This window comes from Hylemonella sp. GW821-FHT12C09 (assembly GCF_058807395.1).
In genome coordinates this window covers 555,695-574,937 of the sequence record NZ_JBXAQQ010000001.1, presented here as the reverse complement: position 1 = coordinate 574,937, position 19,243 = coordinate 555,695, and the positions used below count along the sequence as shown (strand labels likewise).

The window sequence follows — 19,243 nt, the reverse complement described above, 5'->3', positions numbered from 1 at the left end:
TCAAACTGACGCCCAGTCGGCTGTGGAGTGCATGCGTGAAGATATTGATCGTTGAAGACGAGCACAAAACTGGGGAGTACCTGCGCCAGGGTCTGGGGGAGGCTGGTTTTGTGGTCGATCTGGCGCGAGATGGAACGGATGGGTTGCACCAAGCCCTCCAGGAGCCCTACGATCTGGTCATCCTGGATGTCATGCTGCCTGGCATCGATGGCTGGCAAGTCCTTCAGGCCATACGCAAACGTGGGCTGCAGATGCCAGTGTTGTTTCTCACGGCACGCGACCAGGTGGAAGACCGCATCAAGGGGCTCGAACTTGGCGCCGACGACTATCTGGTCAAGCCGTTTTCCTTCGCCGAGTTGCTCGCCCGGGTGCGAACCATCCTGCGACGCGGCCGCAGTGGCACAGAGCCAACCACGCTGCTGGTGGCCGACCTGGAGCTGGATCTGCTGCGTCGCCGTGTCGCTCGGGGGGGGCGGAAAATCGATCTGACCGCCAAAGAGTTCGGATTGCTGGAGTTACTGATGCGTCGCCGGGGCGAGGTCCTTCCGCGTTCCCTGATCGCCTCCCAGGTGTGGGACATGAACTTCGATGGGGACACCAATGTCATCGAGGTAGCCATGAGGCGGTTGCGGGTCAAGGTCGACGAGGGCCGTGAGGTCAAGCTTATCCAGACGGTGCGCGGCATGGGCTACGTGCTGGAAGTCCCGGAGGAGTCCTGAGTGCTTCGGTCTCTGTCTCTGACCTCCCGTCTCACCCTGTTCTTCACGCTGCTCTCCGCGGCGATCGTTTTGGGCCTGGGCGTCATTTTTCTGGTGGCGTCCGAACGTCATTTCATTGACCTGGACGACATTGTTTTGCAAGACAAACAACGACTGGTTGGAGAGTTGCTCGCCAGGTCCAGCTCAACACAAGACGCTCAAGTTCGATTGAAGGAGGCGTTGGACCATCACCACGGTCTCTATGTGCTCATCAAAGACGTGCATGGCCGCGTCTTTTTCGAATCGGATGATTTCAACTTGCCCGATGCGGCGGCACTCCCCGAACCAGGGAGCACCCCAAAATCCCTGCGCTGGAGCAGTCGAGAGCGCGCTTACCACGGTCTTGCACAGTGGTCAAAGACCAATCACGGTGAATCTACTGAAATGTTGATCTTGGTTGCCATCGACACCGAGCACCACACTCATTTCATGGCGCAGCTGCAGCACACTCTGGCGCTTTATGCCGTGCTCGCCACCCTGGTCAGCGGGTTTGCAGGCTGGTTCGCCGCTCACCAGGGCATGGCCCCGCTGCGCGCCATGAAATCGAGAGCCTCGGTCGTCAGTGGCCAGCAGCTCAATCAACGCATGCAGGTCGAAGCCGTGCCCATCGAAATGGCCGATCTGGCCAATGAGCTTAACCACATGCTGGATCGGTTGCAGCAGGATTTCCAGCGCTTGTCCGATTTTTCGTCGGACCTGGCGCATGAGCTGCGCACGCCCATCAGCAACCTCCTGACGCAGACGCAGGTGGCCTTGTCCAATCGACGTGATGCCGACACCTATCGCGACATCCTGGCCTCCAACGCTGAGGAGTTCCAGCGCCTGGCACGCATGGTGTCCGACATGCTCTTTCTGGCCAAGACCGAAAGAGGGCTCCAGCTCCCCAGCAAGGAGCTTTTCTCGGCCGAACAGGAGGCCCAGGCTTTGCTGGATTTCTACGAGGCCGTGGCCGATGAAAAAAACGTACGCATGAGCCTGCACGGCAGCGGCAATATCCTGGGCGATCGGCTGATGTTTCGCAGAGCGGTGAGCAACCTGTTGTCCAACGCCTTGCGACATACAAAGATGGCTGGGCAGGTCTGCATCGAGATCAGCGATACCGAAAAATCAACCAAAGTCTCTGTGGAGAACACGGGTGACGGCATTGACCCGAAAATCATGCCCAGGCTGTTTGACCGCTTCTATCGTGCGGATCCATCACGAGCGCAGCCGGACTCTGACGGGACTGGATTGGGACTCGCCATCACACGAGCAATTGTTGAAGCACACGGAGGGAAGATCGAAGTTTCGTCCGCTCAGGGCCGAACAAGATTTACTCTGGAGTTCAGAAAAGTCAGACTTACATGAGTATGAACTCAGACAATACCCTTACTCAGGCAGCGGCGCATTGGAACTAACGCAAATGTAATCGCCGGCACATCTTCATGTCAGGGCTGATCGACAGAATACATAACGTGCATTCGCACAAAGTGCATTGATTGACATTGCATCTGTATTTCAAGAAAGGCCCTGATATGAACACCCGAATCACCTCGCTCTTCGCTGCCGTCGTGCTCAGTACCCTGGCATCGACCGCTTTTGCCACCGACTCGCTGGCAAACAATGTCGACAAGACCTACCGCCTGAAGGACGGCGGCACTGTATTCGTTTTCAAGGACGGAATGATGGCAGTGGCCGACAAGTTCGACCGCGCCGTCCATCTCCCCAAAGGCCAAGTCCTGGACACAGCTGACGGCCAGAAGATCTCCATGACCAGCAGCGAGAGTGCTCGCCTGGACTTCCTGCAGCGCCAAGGTCACGAGAACTGATCTGTCATTTAGGCATACCCGGTTTGAGGAGATGCCTTTGCCCCTTTGAATCTGTACCTCACGAGTCTTGCCGACGATCCAGTGATCTCGCCAAGACTCGTGGCATTTCTTTCACCCGAAAGTTTCAGCGGGTCCATCTGATCACTGTGATGACGGCCATCTTTTATAGTCTGATCTGTATGTCATGCGCGGGTTCAAGTTCAAGTAACCACGAATCTGAAACAGGCAACTGACATCTGTCCGGCAGAACCGTCCTCCGACAACCCCAGTCGCCTGAATCGCGGTAGCTTTACGGCAGGACGAACCTGACCGTCACGGTTTTCCCAGCCTGCTTGACCACAGCTACCGCCTTGGTTCCTTTGGCAACCCTGAATTCCCCGGCAGCGCCTAGCCATTCGTCCTGCGGCACGAGTGCCACCTCCTGTTTGTCCGCTCCATTGAGCAAGGTCAGTGTGGCGGTCGCGTTGTTCACGTCAACTTTCTTGCCGTGATCGCGCAGGTAGAGGCGCAGCTTGTCCTGCTGCGCTACCAGTTCAAAGTCGATGTCTCTGGCTTCTGCGACCACGCCGCCATGCAAAGGTTTTTCGCCATGGCTGTGTGGGCCCGCAGCATGTGCCACGGTGCCCGAGAAAAGCGCAAGCGCTGTGATAGATGCTAGTAACTTCATGGAACGTCCTTTCGTTGAGGTAGGGCTGCAGGAAAAAACTCGGTTTGCATGGGTTCAGAACGCTTCGGCACTGCGGTCATCGAGCAGGCGCTCGGCGTCCTTGCGACCAAAGAGCCAGAACATGACGGGAGTCAGGTAGGTGTCGAGGAGGGTGGAGCTGATCAGGCCCGAGAAGATCACCACCGCCACGGGGTGCAGGATCTCGGTGCCCGGGCGCTCGGCCTCGAAGAGTAAGGGTGCCAGCGCAAAGGCCGTGACCAGCGCTGTCATCAGCACCGGACTCAGCCGCTCCATCGAGCCGCGCAGGATCATCTTGTGATCGAAACCTTCACCTTCGCTGCGCATGAGGTTCAGGTAGTGGCTGACCTTCAGGATGCCGTTACGCACCGAGATGCCTGCCAGCGTGATGAACCCGACCAGCGCCGCCACTGACAGCGGCTGTCCGGACAGCCACAACCCCAGCACGGCCCCCACCAGGGCCAGGGGGATGTTGCCCATGATCAGTGCGGACAGGATGACGGACTTGTAGCGGCTGTACAGCACGACAAACATCAGCACCAGCGAGACGATGGACAGCAGGCCGACCAGACGTGAGGCTTCCTCCTGCGCCTGGAACTGCCCCCCCAGGGTGATGAAGTAGCCCTCGGGCAGCCGGGTTTCGGTGACGACCCGGCGGATATCGGTCACGATCTCTGACAAGGCCCGGCCCTGGGCATTGGCCGACAGCACGATGCGCCGCTTGCCGTCGTCGCGGCTGATCTGGTTGGGGCCATCCCCGTCTTCGATGGTCGCGATGCGCGACAGGGGCACCCGCCCGGAGGGTGTCTCCAGCAGGATGTTGCCCAGACCCTCGACCGAGCGTGCGGATTCAGGCAGGCGCACTACCAGGGCAAAACGCCGGCTGCCTTCAACGATCTGGGTGACCTTTTCTCCTTCGACCAGGCTTTGCAGCGTGCTCAGGATCTGAGGGGTCGGCACGCCGTACTGCGCTGCAGCTGCGTAATCCACCCGGACCTTGATCTGCGGCGCCAACACCTGTTTTTCGATCTCCAGGTCGGCCATGCCCGGAATCGTGGCCAGCCGGCCACGCAGCACATCGGCCTGCCCGCGCAAGGTGTCCAGGTCGTCGCCGAAGATCTTGATGGCGATCTGGGAACGAACCCCCGAGAGCATGTGGTCGATGCGGTGCGAGATTGGCTGACCGATGGCAATGGCCGCCGGCAGATTGACCAGGCGCGAGCGGATGTCGGCGGAGATCTCGCCCATGGTGCGCTTGAGCTCACCAGCCGGGAGCAGGCCCACGTCCAGCTCGCTCACATGCACACCCTCGGCGTGTTCGTCCAGCTCGGCCCGACCGCTGCGACGGCCCACGTGGATCACTTCCGGAACCTGTTTGACCAGCGTCTCGGCCTGCTGCGCCAGAGCGGAGGATTCGGCCAGGGTCACGCCCGGGTTGAGCCGCAGTCCGACCAGCAGCGTTCCCTCATTAAAAGGCGGCAGAAAAGTCTTGGGGAAAAATGGCACCGCCAGCAAGGAAACCAGCACCGCGACTGCCGCCGTGACCAGCGCCGCACGAGGCCGGTTCAGCACATCCTGCAGGCTGGTCTGGTACTTGCGCTTGAGCCAGGCCAGCAGGCGGGTGTCCCCATGGTCCAGGGACTTCATCTTTGGCAGCAGGTAGAAGGACAGCACCGGTGTGACCGTCACCGAGACCACCAGCGAGGCCAAGGTGGAAACGATGAAGGCGATGCCCAGCGGCACAAACAGGCGCCCCTCCATGCCCGGCAGCGCAAACAAGGGCAGGAAGACCAGCACGATGATGACCGTGGCGTACAGGATGGCCGAACGCACTTCCATGGTGGCTGCACCCACCAGCTCCAAGGGGTGCAGGCGGTGGTCGGGGTGCTGGGCACGGTCCACCTTGAGGCGGCGCAGCACGTTTTCCACCCCCACCACGGCATCGTCGACCAGGCCACCGATGGCGATGGCCAGGCCGCCCAGCGTCATGGTGTTGATGGACAAGCCGAAGTAGCGAAACACCAGGGCCGTCACGAAAATCGACACCGGGATGGCGGTCAGCGCGATGATGGTTGGCCGCAGCGTACCCAGAAAGAAGAACAGGATCAGTGCTACAAAAATAGAAGCGCCAATCAATTTGCCCTGCAGCGTGGTGATGGATGCCTCGATGAAGCTGGCTTGCCGGAACGTCACTTTCGGGCTGTCCATGCCGACCGGCAGGGAGCGCTGCATGGCTTCCAGCGCTGACTCGATGGAGCGGGTCAGGTGGATGGTGTCCGCAGCCGGTTGCTTCTGCACCCCCAGAATCACGGCAGGTTTGCCTTCGAAACCGGCATCACCGCGTTTGAGGGCCGGGGCGAAGGTCACATCGGCCAGCTGGCGCAGCAGGATGGGCTGGCCGTTGCGGGTTGTGAGCGCAAGGTTCTTCAGATCATCCAGGCGCGAGGTGCGGCCCAGGTTGCGGATCAGGTACTCGCGGCCGTTGAGTTCCAGGAAACCACCCGAGGTGTTGGAGGAATAACCCTTGAGCGCGGACTCCAGCTGCTCATGCGTAATGCCGAGCTCCCCCATGCGGCTGGTGTTGGGCTGGACCTGGAACTGGCGCACCTCCCCCCCGATGGGGATGACCTGTGCCACCCCGGGGATGGCCATGAGGCGGGGGCGCAGCACCCAGTCGGCGTACTCGCGCACCTGCATGGGAGATATCTTGCTGGTGTCGATCGGGATCGCGATCTGCATGATCTCGCCCATGATGGAGCTGATGGGCCCCATGCGCGGGGTCACCCCAGGCGGTAAACCTTCCTCCATGGCAGAAAGCCGCTCCGACACCATCTGCCGGGCCCGGAAGATTTCCGTGCTCCAGTCGAAAGTGACATAGATGAAGGACAGGCCTGCGCTGGAGACGGACCGCACGCTTTCCACGCCCGGTAGACCGTTCATGGTCGTTTCCAGGGGGAAAGTAATGAGCTGTTCCACCTCTTCCGCGGCCATGCCACCGGCCTCGGTCATGATGGTGACCGTGGGTTTGTTGAGATCTGGAAACACGTCCACGGGTGTGCGTGAGAGCGTGAATGCGCCATAGGCCATGAGCACCAAGCTGGCGATGATCACCAGCAGCCGGTTGCCCAGACTGTTATCGAGGAGCCACTTGAACATGATGCGGGGCTCCCGGTCAGCGGATCTGGTTAATCAGGGCAGCAGCTTGGGTAGCCACCCGGTCGCCGGCCTGCAGGCCGGAGGTGATGGCCACGGAGGCACCATCCAGCGGCTCGACGGTGACCACGCGTGGCTCGAACTGCTCCGGCGCCTTCTTGACCCAGACCACGGATTGGTTGGCGGGGTTTTTCATGAGCGAGGCGGCAGGGACACGCAGGCCGCTCACGCGCGTCGCGGTCTGGACGTAGACCTTCACCGGTTGTCCTACGGCCAGGCTGGAAAGTGCAGCGCCTTCGCCCCGGAACAACATGGGTAGTGCCTGCTCGCGCAGGCTGCGGGCTGCTCCGATAAAGCCCAGACGGATCGATTGCGTCCCGATGGCCACACTGGCGCCCGCCACATTGCGGGCCACCTCGGCGTCGTAGGCCAGGGCCTCGATGCGCAGGCGTGCCGGGTTGATGACCTCGAAGACCAGTTCGCGGGCATCCACAACCTGGCCCGCGACCACATGGCTGGAGGCGATCACGCCGGACACCGGGGCCACCAGCGCGTCGCGATTGCTCAGGCCCGCGCCTACGGCAGCCACGCGCTCGCCCAGGCTGTCGACTTCACTCTGGGCGGCTTCCAGTTCCTTGCGCGGCACGGTGTCCGCGAGTTCCTGCAGGCGGGCCAGGCGCTTCTCTGCCAGGCTCCTGGCCGCGCGCAGTTCGGCCAGCTGGGCGGACTGGTTGGAGCGTTCGATCAGCCCGGTCGAAGGGATCACATAGGCCAGCACCTGGCCTTTGCGCACGTTCTGGCCCACATTGGGAAGCCCGCGGGGACCAGGCTCGATACGCCCCGCAACCATGGCCTGGACCTTGCCGCCGGCATTGGGGTCCATGACGACCTTGCCGGCCAGCTCGATCGAGCGGGGCAGCTCGGCAAGACTGACGGTAGCGGTGCGCACGTTCAGCTGCCGCTGGGCCGGTTTGGGCAGGAAGACGCTGCCATCGGGCAGTCGTTTGGGCCCATTGCCGTTGACAGCGGCGGGGGCATCACCATGGTCATGCCCTTCGCCAGCCCAGACTGAGGGGAAGCCAACGGCCAAGAGCAGTGCAGTGGCGAACGAAGGAATGAATTTCAGGTATTGGGTGTTCATGCTGCACCTCCCAGGAAAGGATGACGACGGCCGAAGCGACGAAGCAGGTCCCAGACGAGCAGGACCAGAACCGCGAGGGCCAGGCCCGCATAAATCAGCCAAGCGCGGAAATCGGTCTGCGCATCGCTATGCTCGTCCTCGTGCAGATCCAGCTCACCTGCGAGCAGATCGGTTTCACGGGTGGTGACCACCGTGGCCATGACGGCGTGCTGTCCAGGGGGGAGTTCCTGGGCCAGGGAGGCGACAAATTCACCGATGCCCTGGGCCTGGACGGGAATCTTCTGCCCGGCCAGTTCGAGTTCCAGGCGCGCGTCGGCGACCGGGCTGTTGTCCGCGCTGTGGTCCAGGTACAGCGTGAGCTGCCTGCCCTGCAGGATGCCCACCAGCTCAAAGCTCTCGGACACCGCCGTGAAACGCGGGGATGCGGATCCCTCTGACATGGCTGGGGCTTCGCCGTGGTCGTGGCCGGGGCCCGCCCAGCTGGGCGGGGTGATGCCCAGGGTGAGGACCGTGAGGCTCAAGGCAAGAAGTTGTTGGAGTCGTTTCATGATGGTTTCCGTTTCACGGGGTACTTTGCTGGGGCAGCAGGCCCAGGGCCTGACGCAGGGCCGAGATGGCGGCGGCGAGTTCGACACGGGAGCGGGCGGCCTGTCGTTCGGCGGCGATGGCTTCCAGCTCGATGCGCAGGCGTGTGGGCAGATCGGTCTCGCCGGCGCGGAAGGATTTCTCGAAAAAAGTGCGTGATTCACGTGCCAGTTGGGCCCGTCGCTCAGCCGCCGTGAGTTGCGTCTGGGCCGACTCCAGGCGTACACGGGCGCCGTCCAGACTGGTCTGGATGCGGTCTCGCTCCAGGCCGAGCTGCGTTTCCGCTTCAATGGCCTGCGCCTGGGCAGTGGCGACGCTGGCGCGATTACGACTGTCCGAGCCGAAGGGGATGCGCACGCCGACAGTGACACTTTGCTGGTAGTTTTCACCGAAAACTCCGCGCTCCCGGCTCGTGGCCAGCATCAGCTCAGGCGTGCCCCGCGTCCTGGCCTGGGCCAGCTCGGCCGAGCTGCGCGCGATCTCGGTCCGGTTGAGCAGTTCAACCACCGCGGGATGCCGTTCTCCCAGGGCCGCCGCATCTTGCGGAATATCCGGTTGGGGTTCGGCAGGCAAGGCTTCGGACGGGACCGTGGTGTCGGTTGGCAGGTTCAAGCCGCTCAGCGCCCGCAGGCGCTGACCTGTCGCCGCGAGGGCGCTGGAGGCCTCGGCCAGCTCGGCTTCGGCGCCGGCTTGTGCACCCTCGGCCTGGTGCTGATCGGCCCGTGCCAGATCGCCGGCGCGTACACGGCGGCTGACATCGGCCGTGAGTTGCTGGGCATTGAGAAGACGCTCACGCGTCAGCACGAAACCGATCCGGGCCAGTTGCCACGACCAGTAGGCATCACGTACTTCGGCAGCCGTCTGCAGCTGCGCCAGCAGGGTGCTGCTTGCTATGGCACGTTGTTCGGCTTCCGCGACCACCATGCTGCGGGAACGCTCGTTTGGTAGCCAAAGAGGGACGGCGACACCAGCCGTGTATTCACGACGACCCAGGTTGTTGTTCATCTGGTCGGTTTGGCCCGACAGCTCCAGGGCGACGGGTTCCGCCGTCCAGCTGGCCGCAGCTTCCTTACGCGCTGCGGCAGCATCCTGGCGAGCCTGCAGCGACCTGGCCTCAGGCTGGCGCTGCCAGGCGGCGTCAAACACTTCGGCCAGCGTGAGGACCGGGGTGTTCGCCGATGCCGATGGTGGTGCCAGACGAAAACCAAGTTGTGGCGGTGACGCCAAGTGGGGGGGCTGAGCAGGGTCAGGAATGGCTTGAGGCGGCTTGAGCTGGGCCCAGACACCGCCGATGCTCCAGCCCAGCGCGGCCAGTGCGATACATAAATTCCGTTCGATTCGCGACATGCGATTCTCCAAAATGGGAAAGACATTTGGGGAATCGGCGAGGCGCGATCAGTAGATCGCTATAGGTGTACCAAGCGCATCAGCGATGCGCCAGGTCACGGAAGTGGGCAGGGATGCCTACCTCGCCGATCAGGCGAGGCGGGCCCAGTTGGGCCGTTCAGGCAGGGTGGGATTAGGCGAAGAGAGCAGGAATCGCGGGCCAGTGTGCACATCGGAGGCCGAGTACAACAAGGGCATAGCGGGGGACTCATGCAGGGCCGTGGCACAGCCTGCGTGGCAGACCGGGCAATCTGCGTCAACGGTACCCAGTATCTTGGTGCCGTTGCCGTCCTGGGCCGTCTCATCAGCATGGTGCTGATGCTCGTGATGGCCGAAGTGCTGGGCCGCTGCGCCGGTTTCGTGCTGGCAATACGTACTCACCGCTGCCCAGCTGAGTTGCAGCGGGAGCAGTGTCAGCAGAAAAATGATGGACCAGCGACGCATGCGGGCTATTCTAGCCACAAAGTATTTGACAGATTGACGATCGACCGAGCAGCCACAACATGCTTCAGATTTTGCTTACTTGGAGGGCTGTCTCCACATATAGTTCTGATGCATCATCATGTGATTCATCATCTGCTGCTGCATCCCCATGTATTGATCCATCATGTACTGACGTTGTTTCATCTGCTCCGGGGTGAGTCTGGAATAGTAGCCCTCCATCCCACGCCAGCCCATCATCGGACCTCCTCTCATGTGGCCGCCCATCATCCCGCCAGGCCCCCACATGCCTTGCATCATCCCCATGCTGTTTTGCATCGTCGCCCAGTGTTCCTGGAGCAATTTTTGTCTTTCTTGGAGGTCTTGTGTCTGACGAATCCTGTCCATCTGCTCCTGCATCTTCTGGATGTTTTCCTGGATTTGTGCCGTCTGCTTGTCAAAGTCTGTGAGATTGGACGCTTTAGACTGCGCTTGCGCATTCTTGTCGGGGTTGCCGGATGGCTGTGCATGAGCGGGCGCCCCAGCCATGAGTCCCAAGACCAATGCCCCTGTCAGTACTGCTAATTTCATTTAGCAATCTCCTTGAAAACCCCAATGGGGAAATGACGCTACTCCGATTACCAAGATTCGTCAACGCACAGCCAGCGGACCCAGGTGCCGCTGGAACTTTTGTCGATCCTGCAATTCATGAGGCATGAGGATTTTTCAGAACCTAATGGGGGGTGAAGTTTTTGATGGTTTTTCTGGAAAGGATGTCCAGATCAGCGCCCACACACCCATGCTGATGAACACGTCGGCGAGATTGAATGCGGGCCAGTGCATTTCATTCCAATGAAAGTCAAGAAAGTCCACGACCTTCCCCGTGATCATGCGATCCAGGACATTGCCAACGGCTCCGCCAAGTATCAGACTCAAGCCCAATGCCTCGTCGCGAGGACCTTGCGTTTTTGGCGAGAACGCCAGCCAGACAGATACAAGCAGCGCCAGAGCGATGAGGAAGTAACGTTGCCAACCACCCGCATCAGCCAGGAAGCTGAAGGCAGCGCCAGGATTCAGTACATAAACCAGATTGAAATATGTGGTGACAGGAACTTGCTCTCCAAGTGCAAAGGTCTTGGTGATCAAACTTTTGCTCGCCTGATCCAGCATCGCAGCAAGCAATGCCAGGCCATGCCAGCGCCAGTTTGAAATCGGCATGAAGTTCATTTGCGCAACAGCCTTAGGCCATTGAACACCACGATCAGGCTCGCCCCCATATCGGCGAACACGGCCATCCACATGGTGGCGCTGCCCAGGACGGTCAGCACCAGGAAGACAGCCTTGATGCCCAGGGCCAGCACGATGTTCTGCCAAAGCACGGCCCGGGTTCGGCGGGACAGCCGGATCAGTTCAGGAATGCGGCGCAGGTCGTCATTCATGATGACCACGTCGGCCGCCTCCATGGCCGTGTCCGTGCCCGCCGCGCCCATGGCGATGCCGATGTCGGAACGCGCCAGGGCCGGCGCATCGTTGATGCCATCTCCGGTCATCGCGGTGGCACCGTGGCGTGCCTGCAGGTCCTCGATGGCAATCAGCTTGTCCTCGGGCAGCAGATTGCCGCGGGCATCGTCGATACCGGCCAGCCGGGCGATGGTCTGCGCCGTGGCCGGGTTGTCGCCCGTCAGCATCACCGAACGCACCCCCAGTGCATGTAACTCGGACAGGGCCTCGCGTGAGCTTTCCTTGATGGTGTCAGCCACGGCAAAGAGGGCTAGCACCTGACTGTCCATGGCCAGCAGCGTCACGGTCCGCCCCTGGGCCTCATGTTCCGCCAGCCTTGCCTTGATCGCCGGGCTGCACAGGCCCCGCTCCTCGACCAGGCGATGGTTGCCCAGGATCAGCGTCTGCCCGTCGTTGCGGGCTTGGATGCCGCGACCCGGCAAAGCCGTGAACTGTTCCAGTTGACCATTGCTGTGATCCAGTCCCTGGGCAATGGCCTTGGACACCGGGTGATCGGAATGACCCGCCAGATCGCCCGCCCAGCGCAGCACCTGTGCTTGGGGGATTGGCGAGGGCAGCGCCTCGGTGGCCACCAGCCGGGGCTTGCCTTCGGTGATGGTGCCGGTCTTGTCCAGCGCAATGACCTTGATCTTGTGGGCGCCTTCGAGGTAGACCCCGCCTTTGATGAGGATGCCGCGGCGCGCCGCCGAGGCTAGGCCGCTGACCACCGTGACCGGCGTGGCAATCACCAGAGCGCAAGGGCAGGCGATGACCAGCAGGACCAGAGCCTTGTACAGGGCCTCCATCCAGCTCAGGTCCATGAGCCAGGGCGTCAACAGTGCCACGGCCACGGCGAGCGCGAACACCGCCGGGGTGTAAATGGAGGCGAAACGGTCCACGAACTGCTGGGTCGGTGCACGGCTGCCCTGGGCCTGTTCCACGGCCTGGATGATGCGGGCCAATGTGGTGTTGCTGGCGGCGGCCGTCACGCGCACTTCGAGCGCGCCGGTGCCGTTGATGGTGCCGGCAAAGACCGGATCGCCGGTGACCTTGTCCACCGGCATGCTCTCGCCCGTCACCGGGGCCTGGTTGACCGCACTGTTGCCCGTCATGACCACACCATCGAGCGGAATGCGCGCGCCGGGCTTGACCCGGACGATGGCTTCCAGCACAACATCGGCCGCAGCAAGCATCTTCCATTCACCATCGGGCTGGCGGACTTCGGCTGTGTCCGGCGTGAGATCCAGCAGGCTCTTGATGGCATTGCGTGCCCGGTCCACGGCCCGCGCTTCGATAAGTTCAGCGATGGCGTACAACGCCATCACCATTGCCGCCTCCGGCCATTGACCAATCAGGAAGGCGCCCGTGACAGCCACCGTCATCAAGGCGCTGATGTTCAGCCGCCCCTGCCGCAGCGCGGTAAAGCCCTTGCGGTAAGTAGAGAAGCCTGCCAGCCAGATGGCTGCCGCTGCCAGGGCCATGCCTGCCCCCTTGTACAGAGCCGTCTCGGGCGCGAAGAAGTCCAGCAGCTCGGCGGCGACCGCCAGCAGCAGGGAGCCGCCCAGACGCCACAGCCCCTCGGACATGGGTGCATGCGGGTCAGCCTGTCCCAGCGGTGCTACGGGCTGGGGATCAAAGCCGGCCTGGCGAATTGCGTCCAGGGCGCGCGGCAGGACTTCGGCCGGGGCATCGATACGCAGGGTGCGCGCAGACAACTGGAAATTCAGTCCCTGAATTCCCGAGATGCCAGCCAACGCGTGCCGGATCTCGCCTTCTTCAGAAGCGCAATCCATGCTCGGGATGCGAAAAACCGTGCCTGGTGCCCCGGGCTGTCCTGCCTCGACGCGGGCAGGCGCGGGCATGCTGCTGCAGCCGCTGTCGCAGGCGCATCCGATGTCTTTGACTTGTTCTGAGAGGTTCTGTCCTTGCATGTCCACTCCTTGTTGGATTGAATTGGAAACCCTGTAGCGGCTATAGAGTCAAGCCGCTAAGATGCAATAACCCTGTTCCCATATCCTCTTTGCCATGCTTGAAGCCCTGCGCGTCCCATTTTTGTTCGTCCTTACCGCTGTGGTGGAGATCGTCGGCTGCTACCTGCCCTGGCTGGTGCTGGTCCAGGGACGCACCCCTTGGCTGCTGTTGCCTGCGGCGCTGGCATTGGCATTTTTTGCGTGGCTGCTGACACTGCACCCGCAGGCTGCTGGTCGTACCTATGCGGCTTATGGTGGTGTCTATGTGGTGGTGGCGTTGCTATGGCTTTGGCGTGTGGATGGTGTCGCGCCCACCCGCTGGGATATGGTGGGCGGCGCGATCTGTCTGCTGGGCATGGCTTTGATTGCTTTTCAGCCTCGGGTGGCCGGGGCCTGACCCCAGGGAGCAGCAGCATGAAGATCGGTGATCTGTCGAAACTAACGCAAACCTCGGTCGAAACCATACGCTACTACGAGCGTGAAGGTCTGTTACCCGAACCCGATCGCACCGACGGCAACTACAGAATCTATGGTGAGGCCCACGCCGAGCGGCTTGCGTTCATCCGCCACTGCCGCGGTCTGGACATGACCTTGGATGAAATCCGTCAGTTGCTGCGCTTCAAGGACGATCCTGCATCGGACTGCGGTGACGTGAATGCACTTCTGGATGCGCACATCGGACATGTCGCCGATCGGATAAGGGAGTTACGTGCGCTCGAGAAGCAGCTCAAGCGCTTGCGCGAGCGTTGCTGCGAGGCTCAACTTGCCGCGAACTGTGGAATTCTCGGTGAACTGTCTCGACCGACAAGCGATAAAGATTCGAGAGATTCTTCACAGAGTCACGTCCGTAAAGCTCACGTTTCTGTGGCGGGCAAAGGTTGACTCGCGACAAGCCCAGAGCAATAGGCAGCGCCTCGTATACAACTAGCCTCCTCGATACCCAGGAAGAGTCAATGCCCAGCAATTACCGGAGCCTCTCCTTCGATGTGGAGCTTACGCTTGCGGTGCTGCAACGAGCCCGGCAAACCGTTGCAGTCGATCGCCGCAAAGACGTGGCTTCTGCTGAACGGTAGTGTTGAGGGGTCGCTCCTCTTGGCACCGAGCGACCGCTATGTGACCGCAATTGGACGGTCATGATTCCGAAGTGAAAGACAGCAACCGCTGCATTCCGGCCGTTCCTAGTGTTGCATCGACCGGTTGAATCCGCCGCCTAAACCCGACAACCAGACCGATCTGAGGAGCTAGACCTGCCAGTAGGTTCAATCGTCCTTACATCTGTAAATCATGCTGGCTATAGCGTCTAGTCATAGCTATGCTAGACAACTTGTCCGGAGACAAAGTCATCAGAAAGGGGCAAAGATGCCAACGGTCCTGTGCCCAAACTGTGGCGGTGTTTACAAAGCTGTTGGGCGGAGCTCCGTCCAAGATACAAGCGAGGAGTCGCTCTACATGCTTTCGCATTGCAGGCTGTGTAAGACTCCCAGTCGTGGGTTTCTTCTGATCGATAGCGATCAGCCGTCGGTGAGCCCGGACGGCGTGGAGTTTCCGGAGGCCATCGTTCCCTGGATCCACTGAGTCCGAACTAGCATATTTGGGTGGTGGAATTCCCGTCTTAAACCTTTGCCCAAGAGCCTCCAGCACATGTCGGCGCTCAATTCTGTCGAACCAGAGCCTGCCTATCATCGCCGCCCGCCGGCCCTGAACTCCCACGGCGGTACCGGCCACGGGTCCGCCCACAGTCCTCGACGATAGTCTCTTGCCTCCCCTTCCGCGCGGTCGTAGCTCTGCCGATCCGCATCCGAAAGCTCCTGCTCATAGTGCCGGTAGAACCACGCCAGTCCACGCCGGATCTGTTCGACGTTGACGTCCTTGCCGTTCACCAGGACCTTGCCGACCCGGCGTCCATAGCGGTCCTGCTTCTCGGTGTCGACGATGACCGTCCGGTTTGCCACCAGTTCAGCAAGGGACTCCCGTGAGCGTTCGCCGTAGGCCTGGGACTTTTCAGGGGCGTCGATTCCGGCCAGGCGAACCTTGTGTTGCACCTTGTTTGCATCGAGCACCGTGACCGTGTCCCCATCGGCCACGTGAACCACCCGGCCGCTGATCAGCTCAGCCTGGCTGGGTAGGGCCAGAAAGGCGAAAGCCAGAACAAGAATCGCTCGCATGGTCAATGCGACTCCACCGTCAGGTGCTGCCTAGCCTTCGGCCAGGCGCGCTGCCGCGCCCCGTTTGCCGAGCTTGCGCACCTCGGCGATGCGCTGCATCTGGCTGGCCCTGGGCTTGGACTGCCCCTTTTCCCAGTGGTAGACGGTCTGCAGCGACACGCCCAGCAGCTTGCCCATATCGGCCGCCGAAAGGCCCTGCTTCTTGCGCAGGGTGGCAAAGCCATCGGCACGGAAGCGCAGCTGAGGACCTTCCTCGGGCGACTTGCGGGTCTCGACTGCAGGTTTGCCTTTACGCAGCCTGGCGATCGATCGATCCTGCTCGGCAATACGCCGCTTGAGCGCCGCAATATCAGCGCGGTACTGAGCTGACGCCTTCTTCAAGGCTTGGGTTTCGGCGCGGATCTCTTTGCGGGCAATGCGCGAGATCTCGGCCTTGAGCTGGCTGGCAAAGTTGGCCATTTCTTTCTCTGTGTGCTGTCGACTGCCCCATCTTAACGAGTGCAGGATGGCATCTGTTACTTCGCGCGACACCATGTACTTTCTAGGAGCGAATTTAGGACCTGGCGTGTTGGAGCACCGGGACCTGATAGCGTCCAGCATCAGGCCCGTCTTTAGGGGAGAATGACCTTGCCGGCCCGGAAAGCACCGTGCACCTGGCACGTGCATGAAACTCTTACATTTGGTGGTAGGGCTGGAGCATCCATCCCCGTAATGGTTGAACACGCTTGAGAATCCAACTCGCCTCTGACCTGCATCTGGAATTCCTGCCTGAGGATCTGGGGGCAGAGCTCCTGGTCGACCCGCATCCGGACGCTGAGCTGCTGATCTTGGCTGGGGACATCCATATCGGCGTTGAGGCCATACGGCATTTCCGCAACTGGCCTGTCCCCGTACTCTATGTCCCGGGAAACCATGAGTTCTATGGACAGACCTGGGAAGATGTCCGGGAGAGTTTGCGGGAGGCGACTGCCGGCACGTCCATCCAGATCCTGGACAACGACGCCTGCGTCATCGGCGGTGTCCGCTTTCTGGGGACGACCCTCTGGACCGACTTCGCCATCGATAGGGCGCGTCCGGCACCCAGCGCCATGGAGTTGGCGGGGACGTATCTGAAGGACTTCTTCGAGATCCGTACCCGATCAGCCGAGTCCCCCACGGAGCTGATCACGCCAGCCCTGATGCTGGCGGATCACCTGGCATCCCGTATCTGGCTCGAAGGCGAACTAGGACATGAATTCGTCGGAAAGACGGTGGTGATCAGCCATCATGCACCCCATCGCCTGAGCGTGCACCGCAAGTACGTTGGCCACCCGTTGACACCGGCTTTTGCCTCCGACCTATCGGATCTAATGTATCGGACGGATCTCTGGATTCATGGGCATGCGCATGATAGTTTCGACTACCAGGTGGGGCGATGCAGGGTGGTCTCGAACCCGGCCGGCTATTCGCTGAGTCCCCGCGGCAGGCTCTCAGGGCGCGAGTCGCTTAAATTGGAGAATCCTGCTTATCAGGCCAGCTGCCTGGTCGTGATCTAAGGACAACCGGCCCTTGACCTTCAGCCAGCCATGACCCCACAGGACGCCAGCCAGGTACTGACCCGCGCCACATTGCGCGCAGCGGATCTCCTTGGCCTGGATGACCAAGAGCTGGGGCAGGTCATCGGCTACACCGCTAGCGAAGCCGGTCTACTGCGTGGTGGTCTTGCACTGGTGCAAGCCGACACGTATTCGGGTACACGCTGTCTCTTGCTGGTTCGGCTGTTTCAGGCTGTGGAGGCCCTGGTCGGCGGCGACAGGGCGCAACTACGCCTTTGGTTGCGAGGGTTTGATAAAGGTGTGGGCGGTGTGCCAGGGGAGCATATTTCTACAGAGGCCGGACTGATCAGAACGGTCGAGTATCTGGAGAGCCGACTTGGCAGGTAAGGCCAGCGCAGACGGCAGCGATAGATCAGTCGAGTGGACTGCGCTAGGCTGAGCAATCTATCGGCAAGCGTTTCTATGCGCTTCTGTGCCGCTGCGCGAGCGCGGACTCTGGCCGGTTCACGACGTTCATCGAGGCGCTACTGCAGCGCTTATTGACTGACCCGGATACCTGATCGACTGGAATCGCTGCGGAGAGGACTCTCTGCCTGCTGCTGTGAATACGTCTGTTTGTGACGGTAAAGTTCGAATGAAATCCCTGACTAGTAGCCCGGCATTCCGACTAATTCTCGTCGTAGACGGTGCTCGAGCGTCATCCCAGTTGTCAGAGGTTCCGCGTATTGAGTGTGCGTGCTTGCGCATTAAAATTGAGCGAAAAAAACCAAGAGTATCTTTCTGGCTGCGACAGATCTGAACTTGATTTCTACAGTGTTGCCTCATCAATGACGAAGTAGTCTGGTTGATGAAGCGCACGTGCGCGTTGGCAGCTGGAACTCAATAGCCAAAGCCTGCAGAGTGAGGTTTGAACAAGTTCCGTATAGGAGCAGTGGCTCACTGTCTCTGAGACAGGTAAAGCAAAGGAATGATGGACATGGCCAGGTTATTGATCCTCAGTGATTTGCACATCGAGGCTCTCAATATGGATCCCGTCCTCGACGGGCGGCGTATCGATGCCGGCGCTGATGTGGTGGTGCTTGCCGGCGACATCCATGAAGGCGTCGAAGCCCCCATCTGGGCCCGGCGTGCCTTTCCGGACAAGGAAATTGTCCTGGTCGCTGGCAATCATGAGTTCTACAACCACTATTGGCACCAGGATCTGCAAAAGATCAGGGATGTGTCGGCCGATCTGGGGATTCACTTCCTGGAGAACGACTCCGTTGATCTGTTCGGCGTGCGTTTCCTGGGCTGCACACTTTGGACAGACTACAGCCTGTATGGCGAGGAGCGTCGCGAGAAAAGTATGAGTGAGGCGCTGCGCCTCATGACGGATTTCCGACTGATCAAGGTCGACCCGCGGGCAGAAGAGCTCCAAGAATGGTTGGATCACCAAGACGGAAGGTTGCACCCTCAGTTCACCTTGAGGCGCCACGCGCAAAGTGCTTCCTGGCTAGATCAGCAACTTGCCGCGGGAGATCCCAACAAGACTGTTGTCGTGACCCACCACCCGCCTCTGGAGACGTCCATCCCCGAGCCTTTCGTGGGTGACATCCTGAGCCCGGCCTATGCGTCCAACTTGGCGAAATTGGTAGGGCGTTCCAGATTGTGGATACATGGACATGTCCATAGCAACAGGGACTACATACATGGGGCGACACGGGTGATCTGTAATCCCCGCGGGTATGCGGGCATAGAGCGTGTCCCCTTGAACCCGGACTTCATACCGGCCCTGCTGGTCGACATCTGAGCAAGACGGCAACCCGATTGGTGAATCAGCTCGGTTCGCAGCGCTCCGCACAAACTCGAATATCTACACGCGCGTCTATGAAGAAGTAGATAGGCAGATCAGATGCCATCCGATGCTTGGATGTCAGTTCAAGGCTGGTTGCAGACGCTCATAAATTCAAAATCAACGGCCGCTGTCAGCAAGAGTGGTCGTTAACTGTTGGAGTCACGCCCGCTCGGACTGTACCCGGGCTGAGCGTTCTCAAGCGATTTGCCGCACCCGAGTGCATCTTCGCTTTGATCCGCCTGTCGAGCATGCAAACGATGTGCCGCCTACACTAACACTGTGTGCTTTATAGCCTCCGTCTTT

The 19,243-nt window shown here is 60.7% G+C and carries 19 protein-coding genes; 8 read left to right on the top strand and 11 right to left on the bottom strand.

The window, feature by feature from the left end; genetic code table 11:
• The first annotated feature begins 35 nt into the window (after positions 1 to 35).
• From AC1RRP_RS02820 to AC1RRP_RS02810, 3 genes are all read left to right on the top strand, one after another.
• The gene (locus AC1RRP_RS02820) at positions 36 to 719 is read left to right on the top strand and encodes a heavy metal response regulator transcription factor (RefSeq protein WP_057675105.1); all 684 of its coding nucleotides are present in this window, start codon (positions 36 to 38) and stop codon (positions 717 to 719) included.
• On the top strand, positions 720 to 2,105 hold the full coding sequence (locus AC1RRP_RS02815; protein WP_493033035.1) for a heavy metal sensor histidine kinase: 1,386 nt from the start codon (positions 720 to 722) through the stop codon (positions 2,103 to 2,105).
• Between the two features lie 167 nt (positions 2,106 to 2,272).
• On the top strand, positions 2,273 to 2,566 hold the full coding sequence (locus AC1RRP_RS02810) for a CopK family periplasmic copper-binding protein (protein WP_493033034.1): 294 nt from the start codon (positions 2,273 to 2,275) through the stop codon (positions 2,564 to 2,566).
• Positions 2,567 to 2,855: 289 nt separating this feature from the next.
• Here the strand turns inward: AC1RRP_RS02810 and AC1RRP_RS02805 are convergent, their stop codons facing one another.
• The 9 genes from AC1RRP_RS02805 to AC1RRP_RS02765 all read right to left on the bottom strand — a co-directional run bounded on the left by AC1RRP_RS02805 (position 2,856) and on the right by AC1RRP_RS02765 (position 13,367).
• On the bottom strand, positions 2,856 to 3,233 hold the full coding sequence (locus AC1RRP_RS02805; RefSeq protein WP_341922266.1) for a hypothetical protein: 378 nt from the start codon (positions 3,231 to 3,233) through the stop codon (positions 2,856 to 2,858).
• Between the two features lie 54 nt (positions 3,234 to 3,287).
• Positions 3,288 to 6,407, bottom strand: coding sequence for an efflux RND transporter permease subunit (locus AC1RRP_RS02800; protein ID WP_493033033.1), 3,120 nt, complete (start codon positions 6,405 to 6,407; stop codon positions 3,288 to 3,290).
• A 16-nt stretch (positions 6,408 to 6,423) separates the two neighbouring features.
• Positions 6,424 to 7,545, bottom strand: coding sequence for an efflux RND transporter periplasmic adaptor subunit (locus AC1RRP_RS02795; RefSeq protein WP_493033031.1), 1,122 nt, complete (start codon positions 7,543 to 7,545; stop codon positions 6,424 to 6,426).
• Complete coding sequence (locus tag AC1RRP_RS02790; RefSeq protein WP_493033030.1) at positions 7,542 to 8,093, bottom strand: hypothetical protein; 552 nt, start codon at positions 8,091 to 8,093, stop codon at positions 7,542 to 7,544. The genes AC1RRP_RS02795 and AC1RRP_RS02790 overlap by 4 nt, the downstream gene beginning before the upstream one ends.
• A 13-nt stretch (positions 8,094 to 8,106) precedes the next feature.
• Complete coding sequence (locus AC1RRP_RS02785; protein WP_493033028.1) at positions 8,107 to 9,477, bottom strand: TolC family protein; 1,371 nt, start codon at positions 9,475 to 9,477, stop codon at positions 8,107 to 8,109.
• 129 nt (positions 9,478 to 9,606) lie between these two features.
• Positions 9,607 to 9,960, bottom strand: a complete 354-nt coding sequence (czcI, locus tag AC1RRP_RS02780) for a cation efflux protein, CzcI family (RefSeq protein WP_493033026.1) — start codon at positions 9,958 to 9,960, stop codon at positions 9,607 to 9,609.
• Positions 9,961 to 10,035: 75 nt separating this feature from the next.
• Positions 10,036 to 10,527: a DUF2059 domain-containing protein gene (locus AC1RRP_RS02775; protein ID WP_493033024.1), complete on the bottom strand. Its 492-nt coding sequence runs from the start codon at positions 10,525 to 10,527 to the stop codon at positions 10,036 to 10,038.
• A gap of 135 nt (positions 10,528 to 10,662) precedes the next feature.
• Positions 10,663 to 11,163 (bottom strand): signal peptidase II, encoded by a 501-nt coding sequence (gene lspA, locus AC1RRP_RS02770; protein ID WP_493033022.1) that lies wholly within the window; start codon positions 11,161 to 11,163, stop codon positions 10,663 to 10,665.
• Positions 11,160 to 13,367 (bottom strand): heavy metal translocating P-type ATPase, encoded by a 2,208-nt coding sequence (locus tag AC1RRP_RS02765; protein WP_493033020.1) that lies wholly within the window; start codon positions 13,365 to 13,367, stop codon positions 11,160 to 11,162. The genes lspA and AC1RRP_RS02765 overlap by 4 nt, the downstream gene beginning before the upstream one ends.
• 94 nt (positions 13,368 to 13,461) lie before the next feature.
• Here AC1RRP_RS02765 and AC1RRP_RS02760 point away from each other — a divergent pair, with 94 nt between their 5' ends.
• Both AC1RRP_RS02760 and cadR read left to right on the top strand, forming a co-directional pair.
• Positions 13,462 to 13,803 (top strand): YnfA family protein, encoded by a 342-nt coding sequence (locus AC1RRP_RS02760; protein WP_493033018.1) that lies wholly within the window; start codon positions 13,462 to 13,464, stop codon positions 13,801 to 13,803.
• A 17-nt stretch (positions 13,804 to 13,820) separates the two neighbouring features.
• The gene (cadR, locus tag AC1RRP_RS02755) at positions 13,821 to 14,288 is read left to right on the top strand and encodes a Cd(II)/Pb(II)-responsive transcriptional regulator (protein WP_493033015.1); all 468 of its coding nucleotides are present in this window, start codon (positions 13,821 to 13,823) and stop codon (positions 14,286 to 14,288) included.
• 797 nt (positions 14,289 to 15,085) lie between these two features.
• Here the strand turns inward: cadR and AC1RRP_RS02750 are convergent.
• The gene (locus AC1RRP_RS02750; protein WP_493033013.1) at positions 15,086 to 15,571 is read right to left on the bottom strand and encodes a thermonuclease family protein; all 486 of its coding nucleotides are present in this window, start codon (positions 15,569 to 15,571) and stop codon (positions 15,086 to 15,088) included.
• A gap of 30 nt (positions 15,572 to 15,601) precedes the next feature.
• Positions 15,602 to 16,105, bottom strand: a complete 504-nt coding sequence (locus AC1RRP_RS02745) for a helix-turn-helix domain-containing protein (protein ID WP_493033011.1) — start codon at positions 16,103 to 16,105, stop codon at positions 15,602 to 15,604.
• A 191-nt stretch (positions 16,106 to 16,296) separates the two neighbouring features.
• Here AC1RRP_RS02745 and AC1RRP_RS02740 point away from each other — a divergent pair, with 191 nt between their 5' ends.
• From AC1RRP_RS02740 to AC1RRP_RS02730, 3 genes are all read left to right on the top strand, one after another.
• On the top strand, positions 16,297 to 17,106 hold the full coding sequence (locus AC1RRP_RS02740; protein WP_493033009.1) for a metallophosphoesterase: 810 nt from the start codon (positions 16,297 to 16,299) through the stop codon (positions 17,104 to 17,106).
• Between the two features lie 30 nt (positions 17,107 to 17,136).
• On the top strand, positions 17,137 to 17,493 hold the full coding sequence (locus AC1RRP_RS02735; RefSeq protein ID WP_493033007.1) for a hypothetical protein: 357 nt from the start codon (positions 17,137 to 17,139) through the stop codon (positions 17,491 to 17,493).
• Positions 17,494 to 18,082: 589 nt separating this feature from the next.
• Positions 18,083 to 18,895: a metallophosphoesterase gene (locus tag AC1RRP_RS02730; RefSeq protein WP_493033005.1), complete on the top strand. Its 813-nt coding sequence runs from the start codon at positions 18,083 to 18,085 to the stop codon at positions 18,893 to 18,895.
• The last annotated feature ends 348 nt before the right edge of the window (positions 18,896 to 19,243 follow it).